We start from the raw sequence: 24,989 nt of genomic DNA on the forward strand, positions 1-24,989 counted from the left end.
TGTTTCAAAAACAGGCGGTTTATAATATGATAAAGTGGGACCTTTAGGGTAAGGAGCGTTTTTATGGATATATTTAAAAATCGTAATTTTGTTCGTCTATTTTTCGCAGCACTCGCTTCTCAAATGGGCACGACAGTAGGCAACATGGCATTTGCTTTTTTCTTGCTGGACCGCTTCAGCAGCCAGCCTTCATATACGACCTTGGCGGAGCTGATGTATTCTCTTCCTACCGTATTTGTATTTTTGATCGTGGGAGTCGTCGCGGACCGTTTTGACAGAAAAAAGGTAGCGGAAAACTGTGATTGGATCAGAGCCGGCCTGACTGTCGTTCTTTTTTTCACTTTATTTACCGGCAATATTCCTCTTGTTTTCTGTATTTTATTTGTCAGAAGCGCTGTAACGAAGTTTTTCTTTCCGGCGGAAAACAGTTTGGTACAAGCTATCTTGCCGAAGGAGCATTATGCGAAAGCAGCAGGGCTTAACCAGATGCTTTTTAGTATTTTTATGGTGTTCGGAGTCGGAATAGGCGCTGTTATGTACAACACAATCGGAATTGAAGGCGCCATTATTCTTGATTTTGTCAGCTTTATCATTTCCGGGCTGCTGATCCGCAGCTGCCGGATTCCGAAAGAAGCCCGACAGCCAAACGGTGCATTCAGCTGGAGAAAAGCTTCTGTTAAAGATTCAATAAATGATTTTAGGGAAGGCATTCTCTATATTTTAAAAAACAAACTGCTGGCATCTCTTATTTTCGGTTTCTTCATATTTGGATTTGTCAACGGAGGATTCGCCGTATTGCCGATGTTTACAATGAAATACGGATTGGCGCCTGACCGTTATGAGTGGCATACATCTGTATTTACGATCGCACTCGGGTTTGGGCTGCTGGCTGGAAGTGTAATCGGCACGATCATCTCTAAAAAAGTGAAGCCGCACTTTTTAATGTCGATACCGATTTTCATTGCAGGCTTGCTGATTTTCGTCCTCGGCTACACGAATGTTTTATGGGTGTATTACGCGGCAGCTTTTGCCCTGGGAATGTGCATCGGACCGATCAACATTGCAATCGGAGGATGGATGCCAAAGATTGTTCATCCAAAGCTGATGGGACGTGTAAGCGGCTTGCAAGACCCTTTTATGATGTTTGCACAGTCTTTGACACTCGGCTTAGTTGCACTGTTATTCCCTAAGTTCGTTTCAAACATTGATTATCTTTATTACGGCATGGGCGTTATCATCCTGCTTGTTTTTATTTTTTATTTTGTTGCACTGCCAAAATACAGTGCACAGGCTGCGGAAGTGAATGTTCAGGAAGCATTTCAAGAGCAGCCGAGGAAAAAAGTAAGATCTGTATAATATACGTTAAAAATGCGCTTTTTTTCTCAGAAAAAAGCGCATTTTTACATTCAATATTTGCATTTCAACTTTAAAAAAGTATAATCTAATCATATAGAATTTGATAAGAGCAAAGGAGAGAAATAATGGACGACCATGCATATACGAAAGATCTGCAGCCAACCGTAGAAAATCTTTCAAAAGCAGTTTACACTGTGAACCGCCATGCAAAAACCGCCCCCAACCCTAAATACCTATATCTGCTGAAAAAACGGGCTTTGCAAAAGCTTGTCAAAGAAGGTAAAGGAAAGAAAATAGGGCTTCATTTTTCAAAAAATCCAAGGTTCAGCCAACAGCAATCGGACGTGCTTATCTCAATCGGAGACTACTATTTTCACATGCCTCCAACTAAAGAAGACTTCGAACATCTTCCGCATTTAGGTACACTTAATCAATCGTACCGAAATCCTAAAGCTCATATGTCTTTAACAAAAGCGAAACACCTATTGCAAGAATATGTCGGCATGAAAGAAAAGCCGCTTGTGCCAAATCGCCAGCAGCCATCTTATCATAAACCTGTCTTTAAAAAACTTGGCGAGAGTTACTTTTAAAATAAAAACAGCCGTGCCCCATCAGGCACCGGCTGTTTTTATTTATTCGATGACATACGTATCCACTTTTTTAATCAAATCACTGATCTCAGGCTTGCTGATTTGCTCATCTGCGCCAACGACTTCTCCGCGGTGACGCAAATCATCCGTAATTAATGATGAGAAAATCATAACCGGCACGTCTGAGCTTTTCGGATTTTCCTTCAAGAGCTTTGTGAGCCTGTGTCCGTCCATTTTTGGCATTTCAATATCAGTGATGATCATATCAATCTGTTTTGATAAATCAGTTTCGTTTTCAGCAAGGTTCATAATGTAGTCATATGCCTCTTTTCCGTTTTCAAACGAAGAGATATTGTTGTACCCTGCTTCTTTTAATTCATCCTGCAAGAGGCGCATCAAGAGCGGTGAGTCCTCTACAATGATAAGCTTTTTATCAGTTCTTCTTTCATCGAAGCCCTCGGTATGCATATTGTACGTTTCCACACCTGAGTCTGATTCGATGTCATAAATAATTTTTTCATAGTCAGGCAAAAAGATCATCAGGTCTTCGAGCTTAATAATTCCGGTAAGGTGCCGCTCCATTCCTTGATTTAACGATGTCGGCTTTTCAATTGATTCCCAAGACACTCGGTGAATTTGAGAAACAGATCCGACATGAAAAACAATTTTCCGTTTATTAAATTCAGTCACGATATATTTCTCGTCTTTTGATCCGTCAGGCTCAACTCCAAAAAATGAGAAGAGGCTGATCACAGGGAGAATTTCTCCTCTGAGCTTAATCATTCCTTCTACATGCTGATGGGAGTGAGGCACTGATGTCACCTCGACTGGCTGAATAATTTCCCTTACCTTCATGACGTTAATTCCGAAAGCATTATCGCCCACGCCAAACTTCACAATTTCTAATTCATTTGTACCAGAATCCAATAAAATTTCGTATTGTTGTAACGACAATTCAATCCCTCGCTATTCGCATTCAGTATTGTACTGTATATATCGGCGTAAATTGTAAAAAGTGAATGGCATGGCACTTCAAAATCGGATTCTGGGAGCGTCACGCCGCGATTCTCAAAAAAAGAAACTTTTTTCCTAATAACCATTGACTTTCCAACTAACAGTGATAAAATAGTCAAGGATTTTTCCAAAGAAGGGTGTAAATAATGGGTACCTTAGTAATATTTAAAGAAAATGAAATGACTGTTTTAGAAGATATCAGTGAAGAGACTTATCTGCATATGAAGAAAGAATCAGCTGACCTTCAAGAAGAGCATCCCCCGTATATGATTTGGCACGAAGACCTTCATTTTGATTATGGTTATTAATGAAATTGGCACATATAAACAATAATAGAACATGATACAATAAAGACAATCAAATCGCTGGTTGTCTTCTTTTTTCTGAAAAGAAAGGTATGTTTAGAAAATAGGCGCATACAATCGAAATATATCGGCTAAACAGGTGACAAATGATCAGCTAGTGGTAAAATAGGATAAACTCATTATATTTGTTAAGGTGATGAATTATGGAACATTTGCTGAATCCGAAAGCAAGAGAGATTGAAATTTCAGGAATACGCAAATTCTCAAATCTTGTAGCTCAACACGAAGATGTCATTTCACTTACAATCGGCCAGCCTGATTTTTTCACGCCGCATCACGTGAAAGCTGCCGCAAAAAAAGCCATTGATGAAAACGTGACGTCATATACGCCGAACGCCGGCTACCTCGAGCTGAGACAAGCTGTGCAGCTTTATATGAAGAAAAAGGCGGATTTCAACTATGATGCTGAATCTGAAATCATCATCACAACAGGCGCAAGCCAAGCCATTGATGCTGCATTCCGGACAATTTTATCTCCCGGTGATGAAGTGATTATGCCAGGCCCGATTTATCCAGGCTATGAACCTATTATCAATTTGTGCGGCGCCAAGCCTGTCATTGTTGACACTACGTCACACGGCTTTAAGCTTACTGCCCGGCTGATTGAAGATGCTCTGACTCCTAACACCAAGTGTGTCGTGCTCCCTTATCCGTCAAATCCTACCGGCGTGACTTTATCTGAAGAAGAGCTGAAAAGCATCGCCGCCCTTTTAAAAGGCAGAAATGTATTCGTATTATCTGATGAAATATACAGTGAATTAACATATGACAGACCGCATTACTCTATCGCAACCCATTTGCGGGATCAAACGATTGTCATTAACGGCTTGTCAAAATCACACAGCATGACCGGATGGAGAATTGGATTTTTATTTGCACCGAAAGACATTGCAAAGCACATTTTAAAGGTTCATCAATACAATGTGTCATGTGCGTCTTCGATTTCCCAAAAAGCCGCGCTTGAAGCTGTGACAAACGGCTTTGATGACGCCCTGATTATGAGGGAGCAATACAAAAAACGTCTGGACTATGTGTATGACCGTCTTGTTTCCATGGGACTTGACGTTGTAAAACCGTCTGGCGCGTTTTATATCTTCCCTTCTATTAAATCATTTGGAATGTCTTCATTTGATTTTAGTATGGCTCTTTTGGAGGATGCTGGTGTGGCACTCGTGCCGGGCAGCTCGTTCTCAAAGTATGGTGAAGGATATGTGAGGCTGTCTTTCGCATACTCGCTGGACACGCTAAGAGAAGGCCTGGACCGTTTAGAATTATTTGTATTAAAAAAACGGGAATCTATGCAGACGATAAACAACGGCGTTTAAGCCGTTGTTTTATTTTTTGGGAAATGAAATTTTAAACGCTGTGCCTTTTTCGGGATGGCTGTCTACATGGATGACTCCCTGATGATTTTCAATAATATTAAATGTCACCATCAGTCCAAGCCCTGTGCCTTTTTCTTTTGTCGTTAAAAATGGTTCTCCAATCCGGTTCAGCACCTTTTCAGGTATGCCTTCCCCTTCATCTTTGACAGTGACATGAACAGAATGCTCATCCTCCGTTATGATAATGTCTACTGTTCCCCCTTCAGGCATCGATTCAACTGCATTTTTAATTAAATTAATGAATACCTGTTTTAATTGGTTTTGATCTCCGTTTATATAAATGCTGTCTTTTTCATAACTGGTTCTGATAAAAATGCCATTCAAATTTGCCTGCGTTTCTAACAGGGCCGATACCTCACCAATTAATTTTTTCAAGTTCAAATATTCTTTAACGGCATTTTGCTGGGGTTTTGCCAGCATTAGCAGTTCACTGAGTATTAATTCGATGCGGCTGAGTTCAGAAAATACAATATCAAAGTAGTGGTCATTCCCTTCCATCGTCGGTTTCATCAGCTGCAAAAATCCTTTGATCGCTGTCAGCGGGTTGCGGATCTCATGGGCGATTCCCGCCGCAAGCTGCCCTGCGATTGATAGTTTTTCCGATTTTAGCATCAATTCTTCTGTTTGTTTTCTCTCTGAAATGTCCCGAAGAATGACTTGGACAGCCGCTTCACCAAAAAAGGTCGTCGGAATGCAGACCATCTCCGTATAGATGACCCTGTTCTGGAAGGTGAACCAGGATTGCTTGACAATTTCTGACTCTGTTTTTTGCTCGGCGATGTTTCGGATTCTCTCTTTTACATCCTCGTGATCGCAAGGATGCAGCTGATCGTATATGTTTTTGCCAATTAAATCCTCATAGGTAGCCGCTTCAAACAGTGAAATTCCCGACTCATTCATAAATACCCATTTGCCATTATGAATCACCGCAATGGTATCGATTGAATTTTGAATCAGCAGCTGATATCGCTCACGGCTTTTTTGCAGGATGGTTTGGAATTTTTTCCTTGAAGAGATATCGATCAGCAGCAGCAGTTCAGCCTGCTGGTTTTTGTAGACGGTCGGGGACGCTTTCACTTCTAAATGAACAGGTGTGCCATCAAGCCTTTTCCACGTCTGTTCGATCATTCCGACTTCCATTCCTTTTTGCATTCGTAGTATCCTATTTCTGACGATATCATGGTATTCTTCTTCAATAAATTCATAGGACCATTTGCCAATAATAGCATCCTTGCTTTTCGCTCCCAGCATTGAAAGCATCGCGCTGTTTACATAGACGATCTTGCCTTTGACACTGATGCATAGCGGACTCGGGAGATTTTCAACTAACCGTTCATAATCATCCGTTATATATGTAGTCGATTCCGGGCTTGCAGGCTCGATTTCATGTTTTTCGCAGTTTAGGGATTGATGGCCTGTTTCTTCTTCAAGAACCTTCATTTTCAAAATGATTTCCCGTTCTGTCCGCTCAGCTCTTGTCGTAACGATTTCTACCGCAGCCTCCACCCACACAATCGTGTGATCTTTTTTAATAAAACGAAAGGTGCACGGCATCAGATGATGTTCATTATAAAAATAGCTTTCAACTAAAAATTGGTCTTCCTCATGCAGAAACGTTTTGAGGAATGATCCAATCATCTCTCCTTGGAGATAGCCCAAATGCAGTTTAGAGTTGGCAGATATATAAATGATGCGTCCATTAGAGGCCAAGACTGCATGAATATCGGTTTTTGTTTGAAATGGTTTAACATGCTGCGTATCCTGTTCCACAGAATCCCTCCTTTGCATGATCATCGTGTTTCCATATATACAGATTGACTTTTACCTAGTATGATTCGCTAGAAAATGAGTATTCTCCTTCTATTCTTATGGTGATCGTCAATTTTTGAATAAAAGAAAGGGCACACAATCTTTCAGATGTGCACCCTCTTTTTTATTTTTTGCTGTGTTTCTTTTCGAGCTCTGTGTAGGCGTGTATAGCTCTTTTGGCAATAAGTTTGTTGATCGGGTCGTGGTCGTTCGCTACAGAAGGTACAACGACACTAAATGCCACTTTTGGATTTTTAGACGGATAATAGCCGACAAATGTCAGATTATACGTGCTTTTTCCCCACCAATTACGGTTTGTTCCGTAATAAAATGTTTGAGCAGTTCCTGTTTTTCCTGAAACATCTTCTGTAAACGTATTTTTAGCTGTCCCTGAAGTGGTAACTAATTTCATTCCGGTCTTTACCTGCTGTATGTCACTTTCTGTGTTGTTAATTTTATTGAGAATGTTTGGCTTTCTTTGTTCAATTGTTTTCCCAAGACCCTCTTTATTGTTGGGCTCGTGAACACTTGTAACAATTCTTGGCTGAATACGGTATCCTCCATTTGCGATTGATGAGATGTACTGTGCCATTTGAAGAGGTGTATATGTATCGTATTGACCAATTGCCAAGTCTAAAATTAACCCCCCTACCGCATCAGGTGTAGTTTGCATTCCGGCTGATTCCTGCGGAAGATCAATACCTGTCTTTACACCCAGGCCAAACTGGCTGTAGTAATTTCTCATTTTGTTCAAATCCTTCTGGTCAGCGGGAAGAGGTCCATGCGGCTTGTATGTAACACCGGCAATATGCATGGCAACATTAAACATGTATACGTTTGAGCTTTTTTGCAGTGCGGTTAATTCGTTAATAGTTCCCATATTCATATAGGACTTCTTAGGCTTGTTACCGTTTCCTGCAAAATAAAGAGGTGTATCCACAAAATATTTATAATGCGGAATCCCGTCCTGATAACCGGCAAGTACGGTGGCACCCTTTACTGCTGAACCCATTTCATATTGGGTTGTAAATGCCCCTATCGCATAATCTTCAATTTTGTTTGTTTCTAAATCTATCTTTTTTCCTGCCATCGACAAAATATCGCCGTTATTCGGGTCCATCATCACGACAAAGGCTCTGTCAAGCATATAGTTTCCGCGTGCACGGCTGTTTCTCACTTCTTCTTCAATGATCTTTTCTACTTCTGCCTGAAGTTCCATGTCAAAAGAAAGCTGAAGATCGTATCCCCTGCTGCCTTTATCAATGGTTTTTTGGCTGACGACATTTCCTTTATTATCTTCTACATACTGCACTTTTTCCTTTTGGGAATTTAAGTAGTCTTCATATTGATACTCTATATAACTTTTCCCAACCCTGTCATTATTCGCATAGCCTCTTGTTAAGTAGAAATCTTTCCGGTCGCTCAGCAGGCCCTGATCAGGTGTCGTGACACCTCCAAAAACGGAATAGAGGGTTTTGTCATAAGGATATTTTCGTGTCCAATCGTTTACGATGTCGATTCCCGGAAGTTCTTCTAAATGCTCAGAAACAATTGAAATTTCATCATATGTTAAGTCGTTTTTTGGTCGTTGCGTGGAGCTTTTCTTCTCATCAAGAAGCGTTCCATTTTTTCCATTGCTGTTGCTTTCATTTGGGTTCATCGCCTTTACGATTTGAGGTTCGTAAGCATTTCCGCTTGAAAACCTTGTATATATCGCAGCGATTTCCATTTCTTCATCATCTCGCTGAATAGCTTTCAGCTCTTGATTCGGCACACGCTCAATTTGAAGATTGTAAGCCTCGGCCCCTTTCAGGTTGCTTTCAGATTCCTTAAGCAGAGCGGCGCCTTTTTTCGGATGAGATGCAATCCAGTAATCACGCAAATCTCTTTCCTTCAAAAATTCGGTATCAATATGGATTAAAGCAGCCAGACGCTTCGCTGTTTTGATTTTGTCTTCTGTTTTTGTGCTCGATGTAGAAACATACACAATTTCAGGCACACTTTGGTTATCGACAGCCACTTTCTGGTTTCTGTCGTACATCTTTCCTCGCGGCGCGGGATAGTACGCTGTTTTTGCATTTGCTTTCTCAGCGTCTTCTTCATGCTGTTCGCCTTCAACAATTTGAACAACGCCAAGCTTAAAGATTAACGCAGTGAATAGAACAAAGACAGCAAGGAAAAAAAGGTTCATTCTGATCGCCCGGTTTCCTTTGCGCTTTTTCTTAGGTTCACGTCCTATTTCAGTCACTTCTGGTTACCCCTCTCAAATCATTCAATATATTTACATATACTGAGATTAATTGTAACACCTTTGTAACAGTTGTTACAGCAAAAAGGGATAAAAAAAGCTGTCAATATAAAAACACATTAAAATATAACTAACCATTCAAAAAAAAGGAATCTATGTAACTGTATGATAAAATCATGAAATGCGCTGATTCGCTTCGTTTCAGCGGCTCAGCGCATGTTGGTTACAAAAATGACAATCTCTCTTTGTCAAAGGAAACTGATGGATTCTTTATGACAAAAAAGCTATGTTATGATTTTTCTTGTAGAAACAAACAACTCTAGGAGGTTATGAACTAATGAAGAAAGCATTTATTTTATCTGCTGCCGCTGCGGTTGGATTATTCACATTCGGGGGCGTACAGCAAGCATCAGCGAAAGAACTCTCCTGCCAGCATGTGGTAACGGTAAAAACGGGGAACACTGTGCAAAACATGCCCCTTAACGATGCAGTGAAAAAACTGCATATTAAAACAAATATCAAAACATTAGACGCTGCAAACGAAAAAGAGATCAAGCAGCTCCTTCAAAAATATGCCAAGCAATCTAACATGAACATTCAGGATGTTCAAAAGACTGAAACTGCAAAACCTGCGCAAAAGACTACTGAAAAAGCAGCTGCTGAAAAAAACACTGCTTCTAAAACACCAGCTGCTACTGAACAAAACACTGCTTCTAAAGCACCTGAAGCTGAAAAAACAAACACAACTACATCTGCGCCTTCATCTGTAAGCGCATATGAGAAAAAAGTTGTTGAGCTTACAAATGCAGAAAGACAAAAACAAGGGTTAAAACCGCTTCAAATTGATGAAACGTTGAGCAAATCAGCTCGCGCCAAATCTCAGGATATGAAAGACAAAAACTACTTTGATCACCAAAGCCCAACTTACGGCTCACCGTTTGATATGATGAAATCTTTCGGAATCAGCTACAAAACAGCAGGTGAAAACATTGCTAAGGGTCAAAAGACACCAGAAGAAGTAGTAAAAGCTTGGATGAACAGTGAAGGACACAGAAAAAACATTCTAAACCCTAACTTTACTCACATCGGTGTAGGCTACGTTGAGTCTGGAAGCATCTGGACGCAGCAATTCATCGGAAAATAATAAAAAATATCCTGTACGATACAGATAATCTTCAGCTTGTAGAGAGAACCATGTTTTCTCTACAAGCTTTTTTGTTTTTCATTTTCAATCTGTTTCTAGAACCAGAAAAAAGCTCCCACATACCTAGCCCTGCTCGGATAGGTGTGTAGCAATCTTCTTCATGTTCTGGCACGCAGCTGCGAGGAGAACTTGTTCGCTCACATTCCGTTTTCCCTGAAACAGACAAACGATTTTGTCTCCATATATGCGGGTGATTTAGATGACCGATGGCCTTTACGGTCAGTTGTTGAATGCGTAAATGTGCCGGTTCAGACAAATGCACCTGCCTTTTTCACTGCCGTAATGAAATTTCCATTGTGGAAACAAACTTCAGGGCAGGATGTAGCGCCTATGAGCGATTTCACCAAAGATATCACAGTCAGATAATCCTTTAGAAATTGGGGTCGTTAAGTAACCAGAATCGAAAGCGACGGCTTCTACTTGAAAACCAAACCGTGCGATGGGGAAATAGAGGCTGCCGAGGTTTTCTCGACAGCCAGAGGAGCCAAAGGGTGGCTCCTTTTTCATTATTTTATTAAGTTTAGTTTTCCTATTTTGTTACATTCTAATGCAAACCACACTGTTCCATCATTATCGCATCCAATGCCATGAGGTTCAGCATTAGGTGTGTTGATTGTATATTCTTCAATTGTTTGATCACTTGTCAGCCTTCCTATTTTATTTGCCCCCCATTCGGTAAACCATAAATCAGATTTCACTCCTGCAGCGATAGCGTGGGGACGTGCATTTGGTGTAGGGATGTCATATTCAGTTATTTCACCAGAAACCGTAATCTTACCTACCTTATTACCCATGATTTCTACAAACCAAAGCGCATCGTCATGCCCCTTTGTAATCCCTACTGGTCCTGCTGCTGGTGTAGGAATTGGATATTCCGTTAACTCTCCTGATTCGGTTATTTTGCCAATAGCACTGTTCTGGTTTTCAGTGAACCAAAGTGACTGATCCGAACCCAACGTAATAAAAGAAGGATATGATCCTTCATTAGGCAGTTCGTATTCATGAATCTTGCCCTCTGATGTCAATTTTCCTATACGATTTCCATTCATCTCAGTAAACCAGATATCGCCGTTTGGACCTTCCGTAATTCCATATGGGGCTGAATGTTGATGCGGCAATGGATATTCTATAAATTGCCCTTTTGCTGTCAGTTTTCCTATCTTATTAGCTCTATTTTCTGTAAACCAGATATCACCTTTTGAAGACGCCGTTAAACACATGACTCCAGCATCAGGTGTCGGAACAGTATACTCTTGAACTTGCCCCTTCTTATTAATACAGCTAATCTTGTTAGCTTTATGTTGAGTAAACCATACCTTTCCTTCGTGTGAAATGGCTATCCCGTATGGACCAGAATCAGAATGTAAAATATTTATTTCTTGCTGTTCAAGCTTCATATCAATTCCCCCATCAATAATAATCTACAAAAAAGCCTCCTATACTCACTTTTCTGAGATAGGAGGCAATGCTTACATTCATACCTAAATAGGCTTCACTTCAAAGCCGCTTTAGTCAGTATAAATAAAGAACATCACCCCATAATCCTATCTCAGAAAATGAATCAATAAACAAAACAAATAAGCATTCAGATCATCGGAAAAATAGTACTGAAGTTAAATGTATAGGTTAAGCTATTGATTCTTTCTAAAAGCTAGGGTTATAGAATCATGTTCTTATTTTCACCCTTCCGTTTTATGTTAAGGCAACAGTAAAATACTGTCTCAGTTTTGTCAACTGCTAAAAATAAAAAAACAATGTATGCAGGAGATGATGATATTTTTCTCCCCCCAAAAAAGGCGCATGATCGAAAGAAGGGTGCTTTTTGAACAAAAATAAAATAATGCGGATCAGTGACAGCAGCATTGTAAATCGTATGCCTCAAGTTTTAAAAAGAGTAAAAACACGATTGAATTAAAAAAGAGAAGGATAAATCCTTCTCAGAACGAATATCAAATAAGGCTCACAGCCTGAAGGCATGCAATCTTTTTTATTTCACCCATAGCTTATATATACTTTGTGTTCCGCTGTTTTCTTCGCCTTGTGCAGCGAGCTTGTCATATAAGGATTTCGCAAGCGACAAGCCTGGCATTTCTTCCCCCATTAATTCCGCTTCCTCAAGCGCAATTCCCATATCTTTAATAAAATGTTTCACATAAAAACCTGGTTCAAAGTTGCCTTGAAGCATACGGGGAGCAAGATTTGACAATGACCAGCTTCCGGCTGCGCCCGTTGTGATGCTTTTCAGGACATTTTCCGGCTGCAGGCCTGATTTTTGAGCATAGGCCATCGCTTCAGCAACACCGATCATACCAGCTGCAATTGCAATCTGATTACACATCTTGGTATGCTGACCGCTTCCAGCCGGTCCTTGATACTGAATGTTTTCTCCCATTAAAGAGAAAATCGGCAGGCAGGCTTCAAATGCTTCTTTTTCTCCGCCGACCATAATCGCGAGAGTTCCGTTTTGTGCACCGATATCTCCGCCGGAAACAGGGGCATCTAAAGCGAACAATGCTTTTTCTTTGGCCGCTTCAGCAATCTTCTTCGCAAGCGAAGGCTTAGATGTCGTCATATCAATGAGATATGCGCCTTCTTTTGCATTTTCAATAATTCCGCTGCTTCCGAAATACACTTCTTCAACATCACTGGGATAGCCGACCATTGTAATGATAACATCCGCTTCTTTTGAAAGATCTTTGACCGTTTCTTTCCATACCGCGCCTTTTTCAAGTATGCTGTCTGCTTTTTCTATTGTCCGGGTGTACACCAATACAGGATGGCCGTCTTTCAGAATATGTGATGCCATGCTTTTTCCCATCACTCCAAGACCGATAAAACCAATTGTTTTTTTCAAGGTCATTCCTCCCAGATGCTTTGTTTGATTTTAGTTAAAATTTATCATTTTTCCTTCATTTTCTAGACTACCATATCTATTCATCATATAGTAGACTGCTAAAATAAAAAAATCCCCAAAACATATCATGTTTTGGGGATTTGATTGGATTACAATTTGAATTTCTGAATTGTGTTCATAAGCTCTTGGCTTGCATGTTTTAACGTTTCCGTTGAGTGTTTGACTTTATCAAGGGTGATCAGCTGTTCATCGGTTGATGCGTTCACTTCCTCTGCTGCAGCGGCCGATTCCTGTGATATGGCTGATATGCTTTGAATCGCTTCAGAAATTGCGAGCTGTTCATCACTCATTCTTTGAATTTCTTCGTAAATGTGATCAATGCCTTGTACCAGTGATTGCATTTCTGCGGTTATCGTGTTTAATACCTCTCCAGTCTCATGAATGGCACTGTTTTGTTCATCATTCATTCTGCTTGCCTCAACCATTGCGTGAGAGGCCTCTTTTGTCTCAAGCTGGATAAGCTTCACAGTCTCGCTGATATGCTTTGTAGAAAGTGCTGATTGCTCAGCAAGCTTCCGCACTTCATCGGCTACAACGGCAAAGCCGCGTCCGCTTTCTCCGGCTCTGGCTGCCTCAATGCTGGCATTTAGAGCAAGCAAGTTGGTCTGATCAGAAATATTCGAAATGGCTGTAACGACCTCTTCAATATTCTTTGTTTGATTTTCCAGATCAAGCAGCATCGTTTCAACCTTTTTTGTTTCCATGTTGGCTTCGTTTGACTTCATCAGAAGCTGGCCAAGCGCGTCAAGTCCTTTATAGCTTGCATCCTCAGATGATTTTGAGCGGTCTTTAATTCCGCCCGCCTCCTCAGCGATTTGTCTGATTTTAGTTGACAGGCTTTCTGATTTTTCATTAATGGTCTCAACTTCAGAAGCCTGTTCTGATGCTCCTGCGGCTACTTCTTCAATTGCTTTTGCAATTTGTCCGCTTGTTTCATTTGTTTCCGCAGAGACAGCCGTTAATTGCTCAGAGGTATCAGATACTTTCCCTGAAGAGAGTCTCACTTGTTCAACCATTTCCTTCATATTTTCTACCATCTGGTTAAAGTCTCTTGTTAAAATACCGACTTCATCCTTGGATTTTGATTCAGCATGAACGGTTAAATCGCCTTCGGAGACTGCCTTCGTTTTTGCGATCAGCTGCTGTATCGGGCCGGTTATCGTTTTGGCCAGGAAATAGCTGAGAATTATCGTTGCGACAAGCGCGATCAGTGATATCCAAAGGTTCGCCCGGTTCATTTTATCTGAAATCCACATTAATTTATCAGTATCAAATTGTGTTCCGACTTTCCAGCCCGTTTCACCAATCGTTTGGTACACAACCATTTTTCCATTTTCATCCTGTATCCCTTTTTTCTCAGATGCAATGGTTTTCAATGATTGATCCTTTGATATATTTTTTCCTTGGTTTGACGGGTGGGCTAAAAGATTTCCGCTTGCATCAGCTAAAAAGGCAAATCCATTGTAAGGAACCTTTTGCTTATTGACCATGCTCTGGATAGCAGAAAGTTTCAAATCGTAGCTGGCAACCCCTATCACTTTCTGCCCTTCAAGTACCGCTTTCGATGCAGTGACAATCATGTCTCCTGTCACGACATCTTTATAGGGTTCCGTCCAAACGACTTGATCCGGAGTTTCAGCTGCAAGCTTATACCATGGTCTTGATGTCGGGTCATAATCATCAGCAAAATCGGCTTTCGGATATGTAAACATCTCTTTTTTTGCGGTGCCTATGTAAGCCATCGCAACATAATTATCGTTATCTTTGATTTGTTTAATGTCATCATTAAACAGCCGAGAAGCTTCTTTACTTGGTTTCGTTACAAATGTATGAGTTAATTCTCCATTAGCCAATCTTGTTAACGAAATGGCATAACTCTTTAATTGCAATTCAATATTTTGTTCAAGTGACTGTGTCACGTTTTGAGTTGTATTTTTCCCATCCTCTGTAATCATTGGTTTTAGCGTCAGATAAGAAGACAGCATTAAAAGAACAACTGTGACGATTAACATGATCGAAACAAAAACAGCAATCTTCATGTGAAGTTTTTTAAACAAACCAATCCCCTCCTAATTTCTATATCGGCCCTTTCATTTGAAAAATGAATAATAAAAAAATAAATTATATGAAATCCGGAATATATTTACTGAAAATTCAATCTTGTTTATAATAAAACACATAAGGAGGGTGATGATCATACTAAAACAAATGTACGTGCATAACGGCAGAAAATTTGAGGCTCTGACCATCCGAAACTATTCAGAGACTGACATAAAGGGGCTGATTTCACTTCAAAGAGAATGTTTCCCCCCTCCGTTTTCTCAGGAATTGCTGTGGTCAGAGGAACAGCTTGAAAGCCATATCAAAACCTTTCCGGAAGGGGCTTTATGCGCGCTGGTCAATGGCAGAATAGTTGGTTCTATGACTGCCCTTATCGTACATTTTAAGCCAGAGTCTCCTGACCATACATGGGCGCAGGCAACAGACAACGGATCTATTAATAATCATGATCCTCATGGAAATACTTTATATGTAGTGGATATTTCCGTTTCTCCTCAATATCGAAAGCTTGGAATCGGAAAATGGCTGATGAACACGATGTATGAGCTGACTGTTGACAAGCGGCTGGAGCGCCTGCTCGGCGGCGGGCGTATTCCTTTTTATCATAAATACGCAGACGAGATCAGCGCTGTACAATACGTTGAAGATGTGATAGAGGGGAGGAAAAAAGACCCTGTGCTGTCCTTTCTCCTGCATTGCGGCCGTTCTCCGATTCGTGTAGTCAGCAATTATTTAGAGGATGAAGAATCATTGAATTTCGGCGTTTTGATGGAATGGAAAAATCCTTTTTATAAAAAAACGAGCTGTTCGTCACAACAGCCCTTTAAGTGAAATATTCGATTTTCGCACTTGGGAAATAAGTATCAATATAGGATTCAAGTGCTTCCCGAAGTGCATGCTCTTCATCTTTCTGATAAATATATTTTCCGATCCCGTAACGGCCCCATTTATAACGCCGCTTTTCTTCATCTAATTCGAGCTTCGTCTTTGGATAATTCTTCTCAATGACTCGTTTCGCCGGTTTTGTAAAACGGTGCTGAATTAATTCAAAAGTAATATCATGTCTGACATCTTGCGGCAAAGCGGCATCAAGTTTTTCAAACAGATGTTTGTATCCTTCTTCCCAGCCTTCATGAATATAAATCGGCGCAACAATGAAGCCTAGCGGATACCCTGCTTTTGCAACTTTTACCGCCGCTTCTATCCGCTTATCAAGAGGTGAGGTTCCCGGCTCAAAATTTTTAATCACGTAGTCGGCATTAATGCTGAATCTGAATCTCGTTTTCCCGTTATGCTTTGCATCTAGCAGGTGATCGACATGATGAAATTTCGTTACAAATCTGAGCTTTCCGAGCTCACTTTGTCCAAAATGTTCAATGGCGCGCTTCAGCGTGTGTGTCAGATGATCGATTCCTACAATGTCTGACGTACATGAGGCTTCGAACCTTGTGAACTCTGGTGCGCGCTCCTTCATATATTTATCTGCCTGGTCCAATATCTCCTCGACGTTTACATAGGTTCTGATATACGGCTTTGATCCCATGGTTGTTTGCAGGTAGCAGTAATGGCAGTGCCCCATGCAGCCGGTTGCAAACGGAATAGCATATTCAGCCGAGGGTTTAGAAGAATCAAACTTTAATGTTTTCCTGACACCGATAACTAATGTTGACTTCGCATTACGATACTGCTGAAGATGATTTTTTCCAGGAATATTACGCACCTGATTGTGGGATGTCGTTTCTCTGATTTCAATGCCCATTTTTTCAAATTTATCTTGTAATTCTTGAGCCAGCGGATATTCCAACGCTCTCGGTTCTATATACACAAGCTGCGGAACAAATGGGTTCTGCATGATGCCACATCCTTTTCCTTTACTAACGTTACTTTTCTCATAAGGCGGAAAGGATATGAGTTGTAATGATTTCCTTGTTACTCATACGGATCGATATCAAATAGTTCTTTGTAAAGTGATTTAGCCTCTTCATAGCTTGCAAACACAGCATCGTCCTCTGCAAACGGATGATAGGTTTCATAAATAAACAGGGAAAGCTCGCCTTCATGGTATGGGTGGTGCACAATTTCAGCTTCCTTTATGTGGGCAACATTGGCGGCGTGCGGATTTCTGTAGATCACGTAAACTGTATCTCCTGCGTTAAATTGATTTGACATACTATCCCTCCTAGCCATGTTATTGTGCCCTCCTATACCCTTACTTATGAAAAAAACCAGACAGGCCGGAGGCCGTCTGGTTTTTGTACATTACTTGAATGTTTCTTTTACGAACGCGACAACTTCTTCTGTCGTGCTCATAGATAAAATTTTCTCTTTGAATGACTCAGCTTCTTGTTTAGACAATTTGCTGATTTGTGTTCTTGCCGGAAGGATAGACGTTGCGCTCATTGAGAACTCATCTAAGCCTAAGCCGAGAAGGATCGGAATCGCAATCTCGTCTCCTGCCATTTCTCCGCACATGCCAACCCATTTTCCTTCTTTGTGTGCTGCTTCAATTACGAGTGTAATTAAGCGAAGGATTGCCGGGTTGTATGGCTGATACAGGTAAGATACACGTTCATTCATACGGTCAGCTGCCATCGTGTATTGGATCAAATCGTTTGTTCCAATACTGAAGAAATCAACTTCTTTAGCAAACTGATCAGCGATGACTGCAGTGGACGGAATTTCAACCATCATACCGACTTCAATATCGTCAGATACAGCCTGTCCTGCTTTTACAAGCTTTTCTTTCTCTTCAAGAAGGATCGCTTTTGCTTCTTTGAATTCGTTAACTGTCGCAATCATAGGGAACATGATTTTCAGGTTTCCGTATGTACTTGCACGAAGCAGCGCGCGAAGCTGTGTTCTGAAGATTTCTTGCTCTTCAAGGCAAAGACGAATCGCTCTGTATCCCAAGAACGGGTTCATTTCTTTAGGAAGCTGTAGGTAAGGAAGCTCTTTGTCTCCGCCGATATCAAGTGTCCGCACGACAACTGATTTTCCTTCCATACGCTCAAGAACCGTTTTGTAAGCATCAAACTGCTCATCTTCTGTAGGCAGCTGATCTCTTCCCATGTAAAGGAATTCTGTACGGTAAAGGCCAACTGCTTCTCCACCGTTTTCAAGAACGCCTTTCACATCATCAGGAGTACCGATGTTAGCTGCAAGTTCTACATGATGTCCGTCTTTTGAGACAGTCGGTTCATTGACAAGCTTCGCCCACTCAGCTTTTTGAGCCAAATAAGCATTATGTTTTTCTTCATACTCTTTTACAGTTTCCGCAGATGGGTCGATAATGACATCGCCATTGATACCGTCAACGATAACAGTCACGCCGTTTTGGATTGTGCCTGTAGCCGCTTTCGTACCAACAACTGCAGGAATCTCAAGAGAACGCGCCATGATGGCAGAGTGAGATGTGCGTCCGCCGATATCAGTTGTGAATCCTTTTACGAACTCACGGTTTAATTGAGCTGTGTCAGACGGTGTTAAGTCTTCAGCTATAATAATAACCTCTTCTGAGATCATGCTTGGGTTTGGAATTTCGACGCCAAGCAGGTGGCCGGTTACGCGTTTTGTTACATCGCGGATATCTGCCGCACGCTCTTTCATATATTCGTTGTCCATTGATTCAAACATGGAAACGAACATAGAAGACGTTTCTTTTAAAGCGAATTCAGCGTTCACTGAATCAGTGCTGATTTTTTCTTTCACAGGGTTTAGAAGCTCAGGATCACTGAGAACTAAAAGGTGAGCAGAAAAAATATCAGCTTTATCCTGACCAAGTTCTTTTAAAGCGTGCTCTTTGATTTTTTCGAGCTCTTCTTTTGAACGTGCAATCGCTTCATCAAAACGGCTTACTTCCGCTTCAGAATCAGAGATGTTTTTCTTTTCAACCGTTAAATCTGGCTCTTCAAGCCGGTATGCTTTTGCAATCGCGATGCCGGCTGAAGCGCCAATCCCTTTTAATTCTTGCATTACTCGCCGAGTCCTTCGCTTTTCATTGTTTCTTCTAAAGCGTTAAGAGCATCGTTTTCGTCAGCGCCAGTAGCAGAGATTGTGATCTCAGCACCTTTAGCGATACCTAGTGACATAACACCCATGATAGATTTAAGGTTAACTGTTTTGCCGTTATATTCTAAATTAACGTCAGCGTCGTATTTGCTTGCAGTTTGTACAAGAACTGTCGCAGGACGAGCGTGGATTCCAGAATCTGCAGTTACTTTAAATGTTTTTTGTGCCATTTTTATCATTCTCCTTTTAACTTAAAGCTATATTACTTCACAATATTATATCATACAGCCGTACTTGTCATCTGACAAGCACAGCGTACTAACACCCTTATTTTTCAATCTTCACAATGTCTTCTTGCTCTCTGTTAACTGAGCCGCTTGCTTTAATGCTGACTGCTTCTCCCTCAGCAAGGTTCGTAAACACAATCGGTGTCATGAGAGACGGTACATTCGGTTTGACTGCGTCCAAATCAACTTCAAGAAGTTTTTGTCCAGGTTCAACGCGGTCTCCTTCTGATACGAAAGACGTAAATCCTTCGCCCTTCAGGCTGACCGTATCAATACCAAAGTGGATCAAAATTTCTCTTCCGCCGTCGGATTGCAGGCCGATCGCATGTTTCGTCGGGAACACATTTAGAATTTTTCCTCGTACCGGTGATACGACAATACCCTCAGAAGGGAGAATCGCAAAACCGTCACCCATCATTTTTCCTGAGAAAACTTGGTCAGGAACATCAGTAATCGGGTGAATTTCGCCGGTAATCGGAGAAACGAAAACTTCCTCGCCGATTTCATTTTGCAGCGGTTCTGCAATGACTTCCTCAACCTGCTGACCTACTTCCTCTTGAGCAGATGTTTTCGGTTCAGGTCTTGGTTTGCGTCCCGCAATGATGTCTTGCATTTGTGTTTTTAAACCGTCAGAACGCGGTCCGAAAATAGCCTGAATGTTATTGCCGACTTCCAGTACCCCGGATGCCCCAAGCTGTTTCAGACGGTCTTTATCAACCTTTTTCTGATCGTTTACAGTCACACGCAGACGAGTGATACAAGCATCAAGGTGTTTGATGTTTTCCTGGTCACCCATTGCCTGAAGGATCTCATAAGGAAGATCTCCTGCTTCACCAGTTTTCCCAGATGCTGCTGTTTCTTCCGTAGCATCCTCGCGTCCAGGTGTTTTCAAATTAAATTTGCGGATGGCAAATCGGAATCCGAAGTAGTAAATGACTGCCAGCCCTAAGCCGACAGGAATCACAAGCCACCATGCCGTCCGGTTCGGCAAAATACCGAATAGGAAGTAGTCAATTAAACCGCCGGAGAATGTCATACCAATCTTAACATTCAGCAGCTGCATGACCATGAATGAAAGTCCCGCAAACACACAGTGAATCGCAAACAGGATAGGGGCAACGAATAAGAATGAGAATTCCAATGGCTCTGTGATCCCTGTTAAGAAGGATGTCAAGGCCGCTGAACCCATAATACCTGCAACGAGTTTTTTGTTTTGAGGTTTTGCTTCATGATAAATCGCAAGCGCCGCGGCAGGCAGACCAAACATCATAAATGGATATTTACCTGTCATAAACGTACCTGCTGTTAACTGTACGCCGTCTTTAATTTGCGCCATAAAGATACGCTGATCCCCGCGGATGATTTCCCCTGCTGCACTCTTATAGCTGAAGAATTCATACCAGAACGGCGAATAGAAAATGTGGTGCAAACCGAATGGGATAAGCGAACGTTCAATCACCCCGAAGATAAATGCAGCAAGGGTTGGATTCGCTTCCACTAATCCTGTTGAAAAGGCATTCAATCCTTGCTGGATCGGAGGCCAGATCACTAACATAATAAGACCCAGAATCAGTGCAGAAATTGACGTAACAATTGGAACAAAACGTTTACCCGCAAAGAAACCAAGATATTGCGGCAGTTCAATTGTGTAAAATTTGTTGAACAATAATGCAGCTAACACACCGACGATAATACCGCCGAACACGCCTGTCGCCAAGGTAGGTATACCAAGCATGTTTACATATGCGGGATGGTTTTCCGTGAAGAACTTGGCTCTTTCGATTGAATCGGAAGGAATGGTTCCGTTTGCAAGAAGAACCGCACTCATAGACACGTTCATCACCAGATAACCGATAATCGCTGCAATCCCTGCAACTCCATCACCGTTGGCAAGCCCGATGGCTACACCTACTGCGAAAAGAAGCGGAAGGTTATCGAAAACAATCTGCCCAGCGCTTTCCATAACACCTGCTACGAGCTGAACATTGTCATTGCTCAAGAAATGCAGGACTTGAATCATGTCCTTATTTTGCATTGCATTTCCGATCGCAAGCAAAATACCCGCAGCCGGTAGGATCGCAACTGGAAGCATAAGCGCACGCCCGATTTTTTGAAGAACGCCGAATAATGCTTTAAACATAAGAATTGACCTCCTCTTTTTACTAGTCTGACCTTACAGCTAAAAATCATGACAACGAATTCACAGGCGTAAGTCTTCCAGTTTAACCGTTTACATTTGCCCTTTTACACAACAAAAAAGGCATGAGCAAATTGGGTGCACAAAAGAACGAGAATAGACTTCCCGTTTTTTCCCCTCAATCACTCATGCCTGATCGGATCAGTAACACGTTATAAGGATAAACTGAATTTATGAAATTTTATTGGTTAATCGGTACAGATGAAGCGTTAGGTAAACCGCTTCCGCCTCATGAACTGGTTTCTTCAATGTTTGCTGCAAGATTTTAATCAATTTCCAAGCTGTATTGTAGCATAGTGGATATTCATTTTTCAATAACAACATTAATTTTTCTGGTTCTTTAGTCGGTTCTTCTTTTTTGATTCTCTCTATTGTAAATCTGATATGCCGGATCAGCCGCAAATAGTGGACACTTTCCTTATTTACTTTCATTTGAAATGAGTCTTCAATCACCTCAACAAGCTGCGCCATCAGCTGCGAGTGCTGATTGACTTCGGACAGCGGGCGGTTTGTCAGGGCTGAATGGATATGCAGGGCGATAAAACCGATTTCTCCTTCTGGAAGGCAAATTCCCGCTTTTTCATTAATCATATCGATAACTTCTTTGGCAATTTGGTATTCCTCCGGATACAGCGACTGAGTCTCCATTAAAAATGGATTTTTCATATCAAAGCCCTGCTGCTGCCTTTTGATCGCAAATGCGATATGGTCTGTCAGCGCAATGTGAATATGCTCATTTAATGAGTGGTTTGTCCTATTGCTGATGTGGTAGATCACATCGTTTGAAATATCAACGAGCTTTTCATCAACATAGTCAAGGAGCTTTTTAAACTGCTTTTGTTCCTTCTCGTCCTTTAAAATGAACATTTTATCGTAGCCTTTATCTTCAATGACATCATCTTGTTTTTTTCCGAAACCAATACCTTTTCCGATTAAAACGACTTCGCTGTATTTATGATGAGAAGCAATTAATACGTTATTATTCAGTACCTTTTTCACTGTGAAGGACCCATTCACGATCCTCAGCTCCTTTTGTCATTCAATACCTCATATCGTACATAACGAACGGAATGCACGTCAAACCTTTTTTCGACGCTTTCACTAAACAGTCGATCTTTCGACGAGACGGTAATCCAGAACTTTCCTTTCAATCGGCTGCCCTTGAATTCTTTTTTCCAGCATGGCAAATGCCTGCTTTCCCATTTCCTTTGTCTGAATATCGATTGTTGTGATACCAAGCGATTGGCTGATTTCATGGTTATCAACGCTTAAGATTGCAAGCTCATCCGGTACCGATACCCGCTGGGCTCTTGCTTCAAGTAAAAGCCCTGCTGACACTTGATCATTGGCAACAAAAATAGCTGTCGGCTTTTCCTTCCACTTTTGCCACTTATGAAAAAGCGCCTTGCCATCATTGATTGTAATCGCTTTCTCAATCACCCAGTCTTCACGAAATGCTTCTCCGATCTCTTCCAATGCTTCTTTATAGGCCTTGATTCGGAAATGGCTGTTCATGCCCTTTTTTCTTGCCAAACAGATGGCTATTTTTGTGTGCCCTTTGGCAATTAAATAGTCCAAGCCTTTCCGGAATGCTTGTTGGTGAGGAATGCTGATGGTTGGAAAACGGCTGATATCTGAATTCTGGCAAAGTAATATCGGGCCCTCCCATTCCATGAGTTTTTCATCAGCAAGCGCCTTTGAGCAAAAAATCAACCCGTCAACCTGACGCTGCTTTAATTGGGACAGCGCAAAGATTTCTTTCTGCACATCATAGTTTGTTTGGAATAAAGAGAGGTGAATCCCGGATTCCGCGGCTGCGTCAGCTATACCTGCGATCAGCTCTGCAAAATAAGGCAGATTAATCGTCGGCAAGACAACACCAATCATGTTTGAAAATCCTTTCGACAAATGAACAGCGTGGATATTTCTCGTGTACTCTAATGCTTCCATTGCCTCGAGCACTCTATTTCTTTTGTCTTCGCTGACGTAAGGATGATTGTTTATGACTCGGGAAACCGTTGTAACGGAGACACCGGCTTTTTCTGCAATGTCTTTAATATTAGCCATAGATTCCCTTCTTTCTAAATTCCCTTGATCTGGAATGCGTTTCATACAATATGATATGAGCGTACCAGACATATTTTGTGTTTTTAGCTGAAAGGAGAAGATCACATGGGTTTCTTCATTTTAATTGGATTATGTCTGACTGTTCTCGGCGGCAGCTGTCTTGCTGTAAAACCTCTCAACCAAAAACATGAAATTAAACCTTTTCGAACATTTGATGATTTTTTTATTTAATGCAGATAAAAAAGGACGATGTCGAGAACAAAGTCCTTTTTTATTTCCTGTTAAGGCAGTATGATCAATTCCTTCGGATATTGGGTCAGAGCAATCGCTCCGTCCTTTGTTACATGAACGTCATCCTCAATGCGCACGCCGCCGATCTCAGGCACATAAATACCCGGTTCGATCGTGTAGACCATGCCTTCCTGCAGCAGTGTATCGTTGGCTTGGCTCATAGACGGGTACTCATGGACGGAAATCCCGAGTCCGTGTCCCAGCCGGTGAGGAAAATAATTTCCGTATCCCGCTTTTTCAATGATCCTGCGGGCAGTTAAATCCAGATCTCCGATTCTGACACCGGGTTTGCTTGCCTCAATCGCAGCTTTTTCCGCTTGAAGAACGGTCTCATAAATCTCCTCTTGCTTCGGATTGATGGTCTTGTATGCAAACGTTCTTGTAATATCAGAGCAGTAGCCGTCAAGAATAACACCGAGATCAAATAAAACGAAATCACCTTTCTTCAATGTGGCTGTCCCTGGATTTCCATGAGGCTGGCCTGATTTTTCTCCGAATAGAACCATTGTGGAGAATGACATGCCCTGAATTCCTTTTTTCTTCAGCTCATACTCGATTTGAGCGAGCACTTCCACTTCACTGATGCCTTCACGCAAAGCGGCTGTGCCGACTTCAACACCAAAATCAGCAAGCTTTGCCGCCTCTTTCAGCAAACGAATTTCATTGTCGTCTTTAATCAGGCGAAATTGATTGAGTGTTTCTTCTGCTGAAACAAATTGAGCCCCGCCCACTGAATGCTTCAGCTGTTCTGCGCGTGATAGTGAGATCGAATCTTTTTCTACCGCGAGTGTATGTATGCTGATATTTCGCTTTTTCAAGGCTTTCTCTATCAGCTCCCACGGATTTTCGTGATCCGCATAGCCAATGATTTCATGATTCCAGCCTGCGCTGCGTGCCTGACCTGCTTCCATTCCAGGACAAACAAAGAAAGGCTCCTCTTCTTGAAAAATAAATAAACCCATTAATCTTTCATGCGGCTCTGTGTAAAAACCGGTTAAATAAAAAACATTTTCTTTCGTATGAATAAATGCGGCAGTATGCCCCGCTTCCTTCAGCCATGAAGAGACGCGTTGTATTCTATTCACTTCTTGTTCCTCCCTGCCATTTGCAATGCATTGTTCTGTCTTCCATTGTAACAGGTTTTACAGGTGTTTGCCTTTCGCGGCGCCTTCATTTTCAGATTCATTTTATTT

At 41.5% G+C, this 24,989-nt stretch carries 20 protein-coding genes and 1 pseudogene; 6 read left to right on the forward strand and 15 right to left on the reverse strand.

Going from position 1 to position 24,989, the window contains the following annotated elements; all coding sequences use genetic code 11:
- Positions 1–63: 63 nt before the first annotated feature.
- Positions 64–1,356 (forward strand): MFS transporter, encoded by a 1,293-nt coding sequence (locus tag CVV77_RS05300; RefSeq protein ID WP_100274787.1) that lies wholly within the window; start codon positions 64–66, stop codon positions 1,354–1,356.
- Positions 1,357–1,481: 125 nt separating this feature from the next.
- Positions 1,482–1,946 (forward strand): YkyB family protein, encoded by a 465-nt coding sequence (locus tag CVV77_RS05305; protein ID WP_019258265.1) that lies wholly within the window; start codon positions 1,482–1,484, stop codon positions 1,944–1,946.
- 42 nt (positions 1,947–1,988) lie between these two features.
- Here CVV77_RS05305 and cheV read toward each other — a convergent pair whose 3' ends face one another.
- A complete protein-coding gene (gene cheV, locus CVV77_RS05310) occupies positions 1,989–2,900 on the reverse strand; it encodes a chemotaxis protein CheV (protein ID WP_032732103.1) in 912 nt (303 codons plus the stop codon).
- 206 nt (positions 2,901–3,106) lie between these two features.
- On the opposite strand from cheV, the gene CVV77_RS05315 reads away from it, so the two are divergent.
- Together CVV77_RS05315 and CVV77_RS05320 are read left to right on the forward strand one after the other, a co-directional pair.
- The gene (locus CVV77_RS05315) at positions 3,107–3,268 is read left to right on the forward strand and encodes a hypothetical protein (protein WP_003238943.1); all 162 of its coding nucleotides are present in this window, start codon (positions 3,107–3,109) and stop codon (positions 3,266–3,268) included.
- 200 nt (positions 3,269–3,468) lie between these two features.
- Complete coding sequence (locus tag CVV77_RS05320; RefSeq protein ID WP_003238945.1) at positions 3,469–4,650, forward strand: aminotransferase A; 1,182 nt, start codon at positions 3,469–3,471, stop codon at positions 4,648–4,650.
- A 9-nt stretch (positions 4,651–4,659) separates the two neighbouring features.
- On the opposite strand, the gene kinA is transcribed toward CVV77_RS05320, so the two are convergent.
- Positions 4,660–6,480, reverse strand: a complete 1,821-nt coding sequence (gene kinA, locus CVV77_RS05325) for a sporulation histidine kinase KinA (protein WP_100274788.1) — start codon at positions 6,478–6,480, stop codon at positions 4,660–4,662.
- Positions 6,481–6,643: 163 nt separating this feature from the next.
- Entirely contained in the window at positions 6,644–8,767 is a 2,124-nt protein-coding gene (locus CVV77_RS05330) for a peptidoglycan D,D-transpeptidase FtsI family protein (protein WP_142397310.1), read from the reverse strand.
- Positions 8,768–9,104: 337 nt separating this feature from the next.
- On the opposite strand from CVV77_RS05330, the gene CVV77_RS05335 reads away from it, so the two are divergent.
- The gene (locus CVV77_RS05335) at positions 9,105–9,911 is read left to right on the forward strand and encodes a CAP domain-containing protein (protein ID WP_100274789.1); all 807 of its coding nucleotides are present in this window, start codon (positions 9,105–9,107) and stop codon (positions 9,909–9,911) included.
- A gap of 123 nt (positions 9,912–10,034) precedes the next feature.
- On the opposite strand, the pseudogene CVV77_RS22630 reads toward CVV77_RS05335, so the two are convergent.
- The 4 genes and pseudogenes from CVV77_RS22630 to mcpC all read right to left on the reverse strand — a co-directional run.
- Positions 10,035–10,412: pseudogene (locus CVV77_RS22630) on the reverse strand (IS5/IS1182 family transposase); the annotation flags it as partial.
- A gap of 65 nt (positions 10,413–10,477) precedes the next feature.
- On the reverse strand, positions 10,478–11,368 hold the full coding sequence (locus tag CVV77_RS05345; protein WP_100274790.1) for a Vgb family protein: 891 nt from the start codon (positions 11,366–11,368) through the stop codon (positions 10,478–10,480).
- A 590-nt stretch (positions 11,369–11,958) separates the two neighbouring features.
- The gene (locus tag CVV77_RS05350; RefSeq protein WP_100274791.1) at positions 11,959–12,825 is read right to left on the reverse strand and encodes an NAD(P)-dependent oxidoreductase; all 867 of its coding nucleotides are present in this window, start codon (positions 12,823–12,825) and stop codon (positions 11,959–11,961) included.
- Between the two features lie 149 nt (positions 12,826–12,974).
- Positions 12,975–14,942: a methyl-accepting chemotaxis protein McpC gene (gene mcpC, locus CVV77_RS05355; RefSeq protein ID WP_100274792.1), complete on the reverse strand. Its 1,968-nt coding sequence runs from the start codon at positions 14,940–14,942 to the stop codon at positions 12,975–12,977.
- Between the two features lie 133 nt (positions 14,943–15,075).
- Here mcpC and CVV77_RS05360 point away from each other — a divergent pair, with 133 nt between their 5' ends.
- Entirely contained in the window at positions 15,076–15,777 is a 702-nt protein-coding gene (locus CVV77_RS05360) for a GNAT family N-acetyltransferase (RefSeq protein WP_100274793.1), read from the forward strand.
- Here CVV77_RS05360 and splB read toward each other — a convergent pair.
- From splB to papB, 8 genes are all read right to left on the reverse strand, one after another.
- Complete coding sequence (gene splB / locus CVV77_RS05365; protein ID WP_019258255.1) at positions 15,770–16,798, reverse strand: spore photoproduct lyase; 1,029 nt, start codon at positions 16,796–16,798, stop codon at positions 15,770–15,772. The genes CVV77_RS05360 and splB overlap by 8 nt on opposite strands.
- A gap of 77 nt (positions 16,799–16,875) precedes the next feature.
- The gene (gene splA, locus CVV77_RS05370; RefSeq protein ID WP_003218644.1) at positions 16,876–17,115 is read right to left on the reverse strand and encodes a splAB operon transcriptional regulator SplA; all 240 of its coding nucleotides are present in this window, start codon (positions 17,113–17,115) and stop codon (positions 16,876–16,878) included.
- A 90-nt stretch (positions 17,116–17,205) separates the two neighbouring features.
- Positions 17,206–18,918, reverse strand: a complete 1,713-nt coding sequence (ptsP, locus tag CVV77_RS05375; protein ID WP_019258254.1) for a phosphoenolpyruvate--protein phosphotransferase — start codon at positions 18,916–18,918, stop codon at positions 17,206–17,208.
- Positions 18,918–19,184 (reverse strand): phosphocarrier protein HPr, encoded by a 267-nt coding sequence (locus tag CVV77_RS05380; protein WP_003218637.1) that lies wholly within the window; start codon positions 19,182–19,184, stop codon positions 18,918–18,920. Before CVV77_RS05380 ends, ptsP begins: the two co-directional genes overlap by 1 nt.
- Positions 19,185–19,281: 97 nt before the next feature.
- Complete coding sequence (ptsG, locus tag CVV77_RS05385; RefSeq protein ID WP_100274794.1) at positions 19,282–21,381, reverse strand: PTS glucose transporter subunit IIABC; 2,100 nt, start codon at positions 21,379–21,381, stop codon at positions 19,282–19,284.
- Positions 21,382–21,609: 228 nt separating this feature from the next.
- The gene (gene glcT / locus CVV77_RS05390; RefSeq protein WP_003238961.1) at positions 21,610–22,455 is read right to left on the reverse strand and encodes a glucose PTS transporter transcription antiterminator GlcT; all 846 of its coding nucleotides are present in this window, start codon (positions 22,453–22,455) and stop codon (positions 21,610–21,612) included.
- An 84-nt stretch (positions 22,456–22,539) separates the two neighbouring features.
- Entirely contained in the window at positions 22,540–23,505 is a 966-nt protein-coding gene (locus CVV77_RS05395; RefSeq protein ID WP_003238962.1) for a LacI family DNA-binding transcriptional regulator, read from the reverse strand.
- 281 nt (positions 23,506–23,786) lie between these two features.
- The gene (papB, locus tag CVV77_RS05400; protein ID WP_100274795.1) at positions 23,787–24,881 is read right to left on the reverse strand and encodes a di/tri-peptidase; all 1,095 of its coding nucleotides are present in this window, start codon (positions 24,879–24,881) and stop codon (positions 23,787–23,789) included.
- Positions 24,882–24,989: the final 108 nt, after the last annotated feature.

It is taken from the genome of Bacillus sp. SN1, assembly GCF_002796895.1.
Lineage (GTDB): Bacteria > Bacillota > Bacilli > Bacillales > Bacillaceae > Bacillus > Bacillus inaquosorum.

Excerpts from the sequence above, each read along its gene's own strand:
- ptsP (WP_019258254.1), bottom strand. The coding sequence starts at position 18,918 with ATGCAAGAATTAAAAGGGATTGGCGCTTCAGCCGGCATCGCGATTGCA.
- CVV77_RS05335 (WP_100274789.1), top strand. The coding sequence starts at position 9,105 with ATGAAGAAAGCATTTATTTTATCTGCTGCCGCTGCGGTTGGATTATTC.
- CVV77_RS05395 (WP_003238962.1), bottom strand. The coding sequence starts at position 23,505 with ATGGCTAATATTAAAGACATTGCAGAAAAAGCCGGTGTCTCCGTTACA.
- CVV77_RS05300 (WP_100274787.1), top strand. The coding sequence starts at position 64 with ATGGATATATTTAAAAATCGTAATTTTGTTCGTCTATTTTTCGCAGCA.
- CVV77_RS05380 (WP_003218637.1), bottom strand. The coding sequence starts at position 19,184 with ATGGCACAAAAAACATTTAAAGTAACTGCAGATTCTGGAATCCACGCT.
- ptsG (WP_100274794.1), bottom strand. The coding sequence starts at position 21,381 with ATGTTTAAAGCATTATTCGGCGTTCTTCAAAAAATCGGGCGTGCGCTT.
- CVV77_RS05345 (WP_100274790.1), bottom strand. The coding sequence starts at position 11,368 with ATGAAGCTTGAACAGCAAGAAATAAATATTTTACATTCTGATTCTGGT.
- splA (WP_003218644.1), bottom strand. The coding sequence starts at position 17,115 with ATGTCAAATCAATTTAACGCAGGAGATACAGTTTACGTGATCTACAGA.
- CVV77_RS05305 (WP_019258265.1), top strand. The coding sequence starts at position 1,482 with ATGGACGACCATGCATATACGAAAGATCTGCAGCCAACCGTAGAAAAT.
- CVV77_RS05320 (WP_003238945.1), top strand. The coding sequence starts at position 3,469 with ATGGAACATTTGCTGAATCCGAAAGCAAGAGAGATTGAAATTTCAGGA.
- CVV77_RS05360 (WP_100274793.1), top strand. The coding sequence starts at position 15,076 with ATGATCATACTAAAACAAATGTACGTGCATAACGGCAGAAAATTTGAG.
- CVV77_RS05315 (WP_003238943.1), top strand. The coding sequence starts at position 3,107 with ATGGGTACCTTAGTAATATTTAAAGAAAATGAAATGACTGTTTTAGAA.
- splB (WP_019258255.1), bottom strand. The coding sequence starts at position 16,798 with ATGCAGAACCCATTTGTTCCGCAGCTTGTGTATATAGAACCGAGAGCG.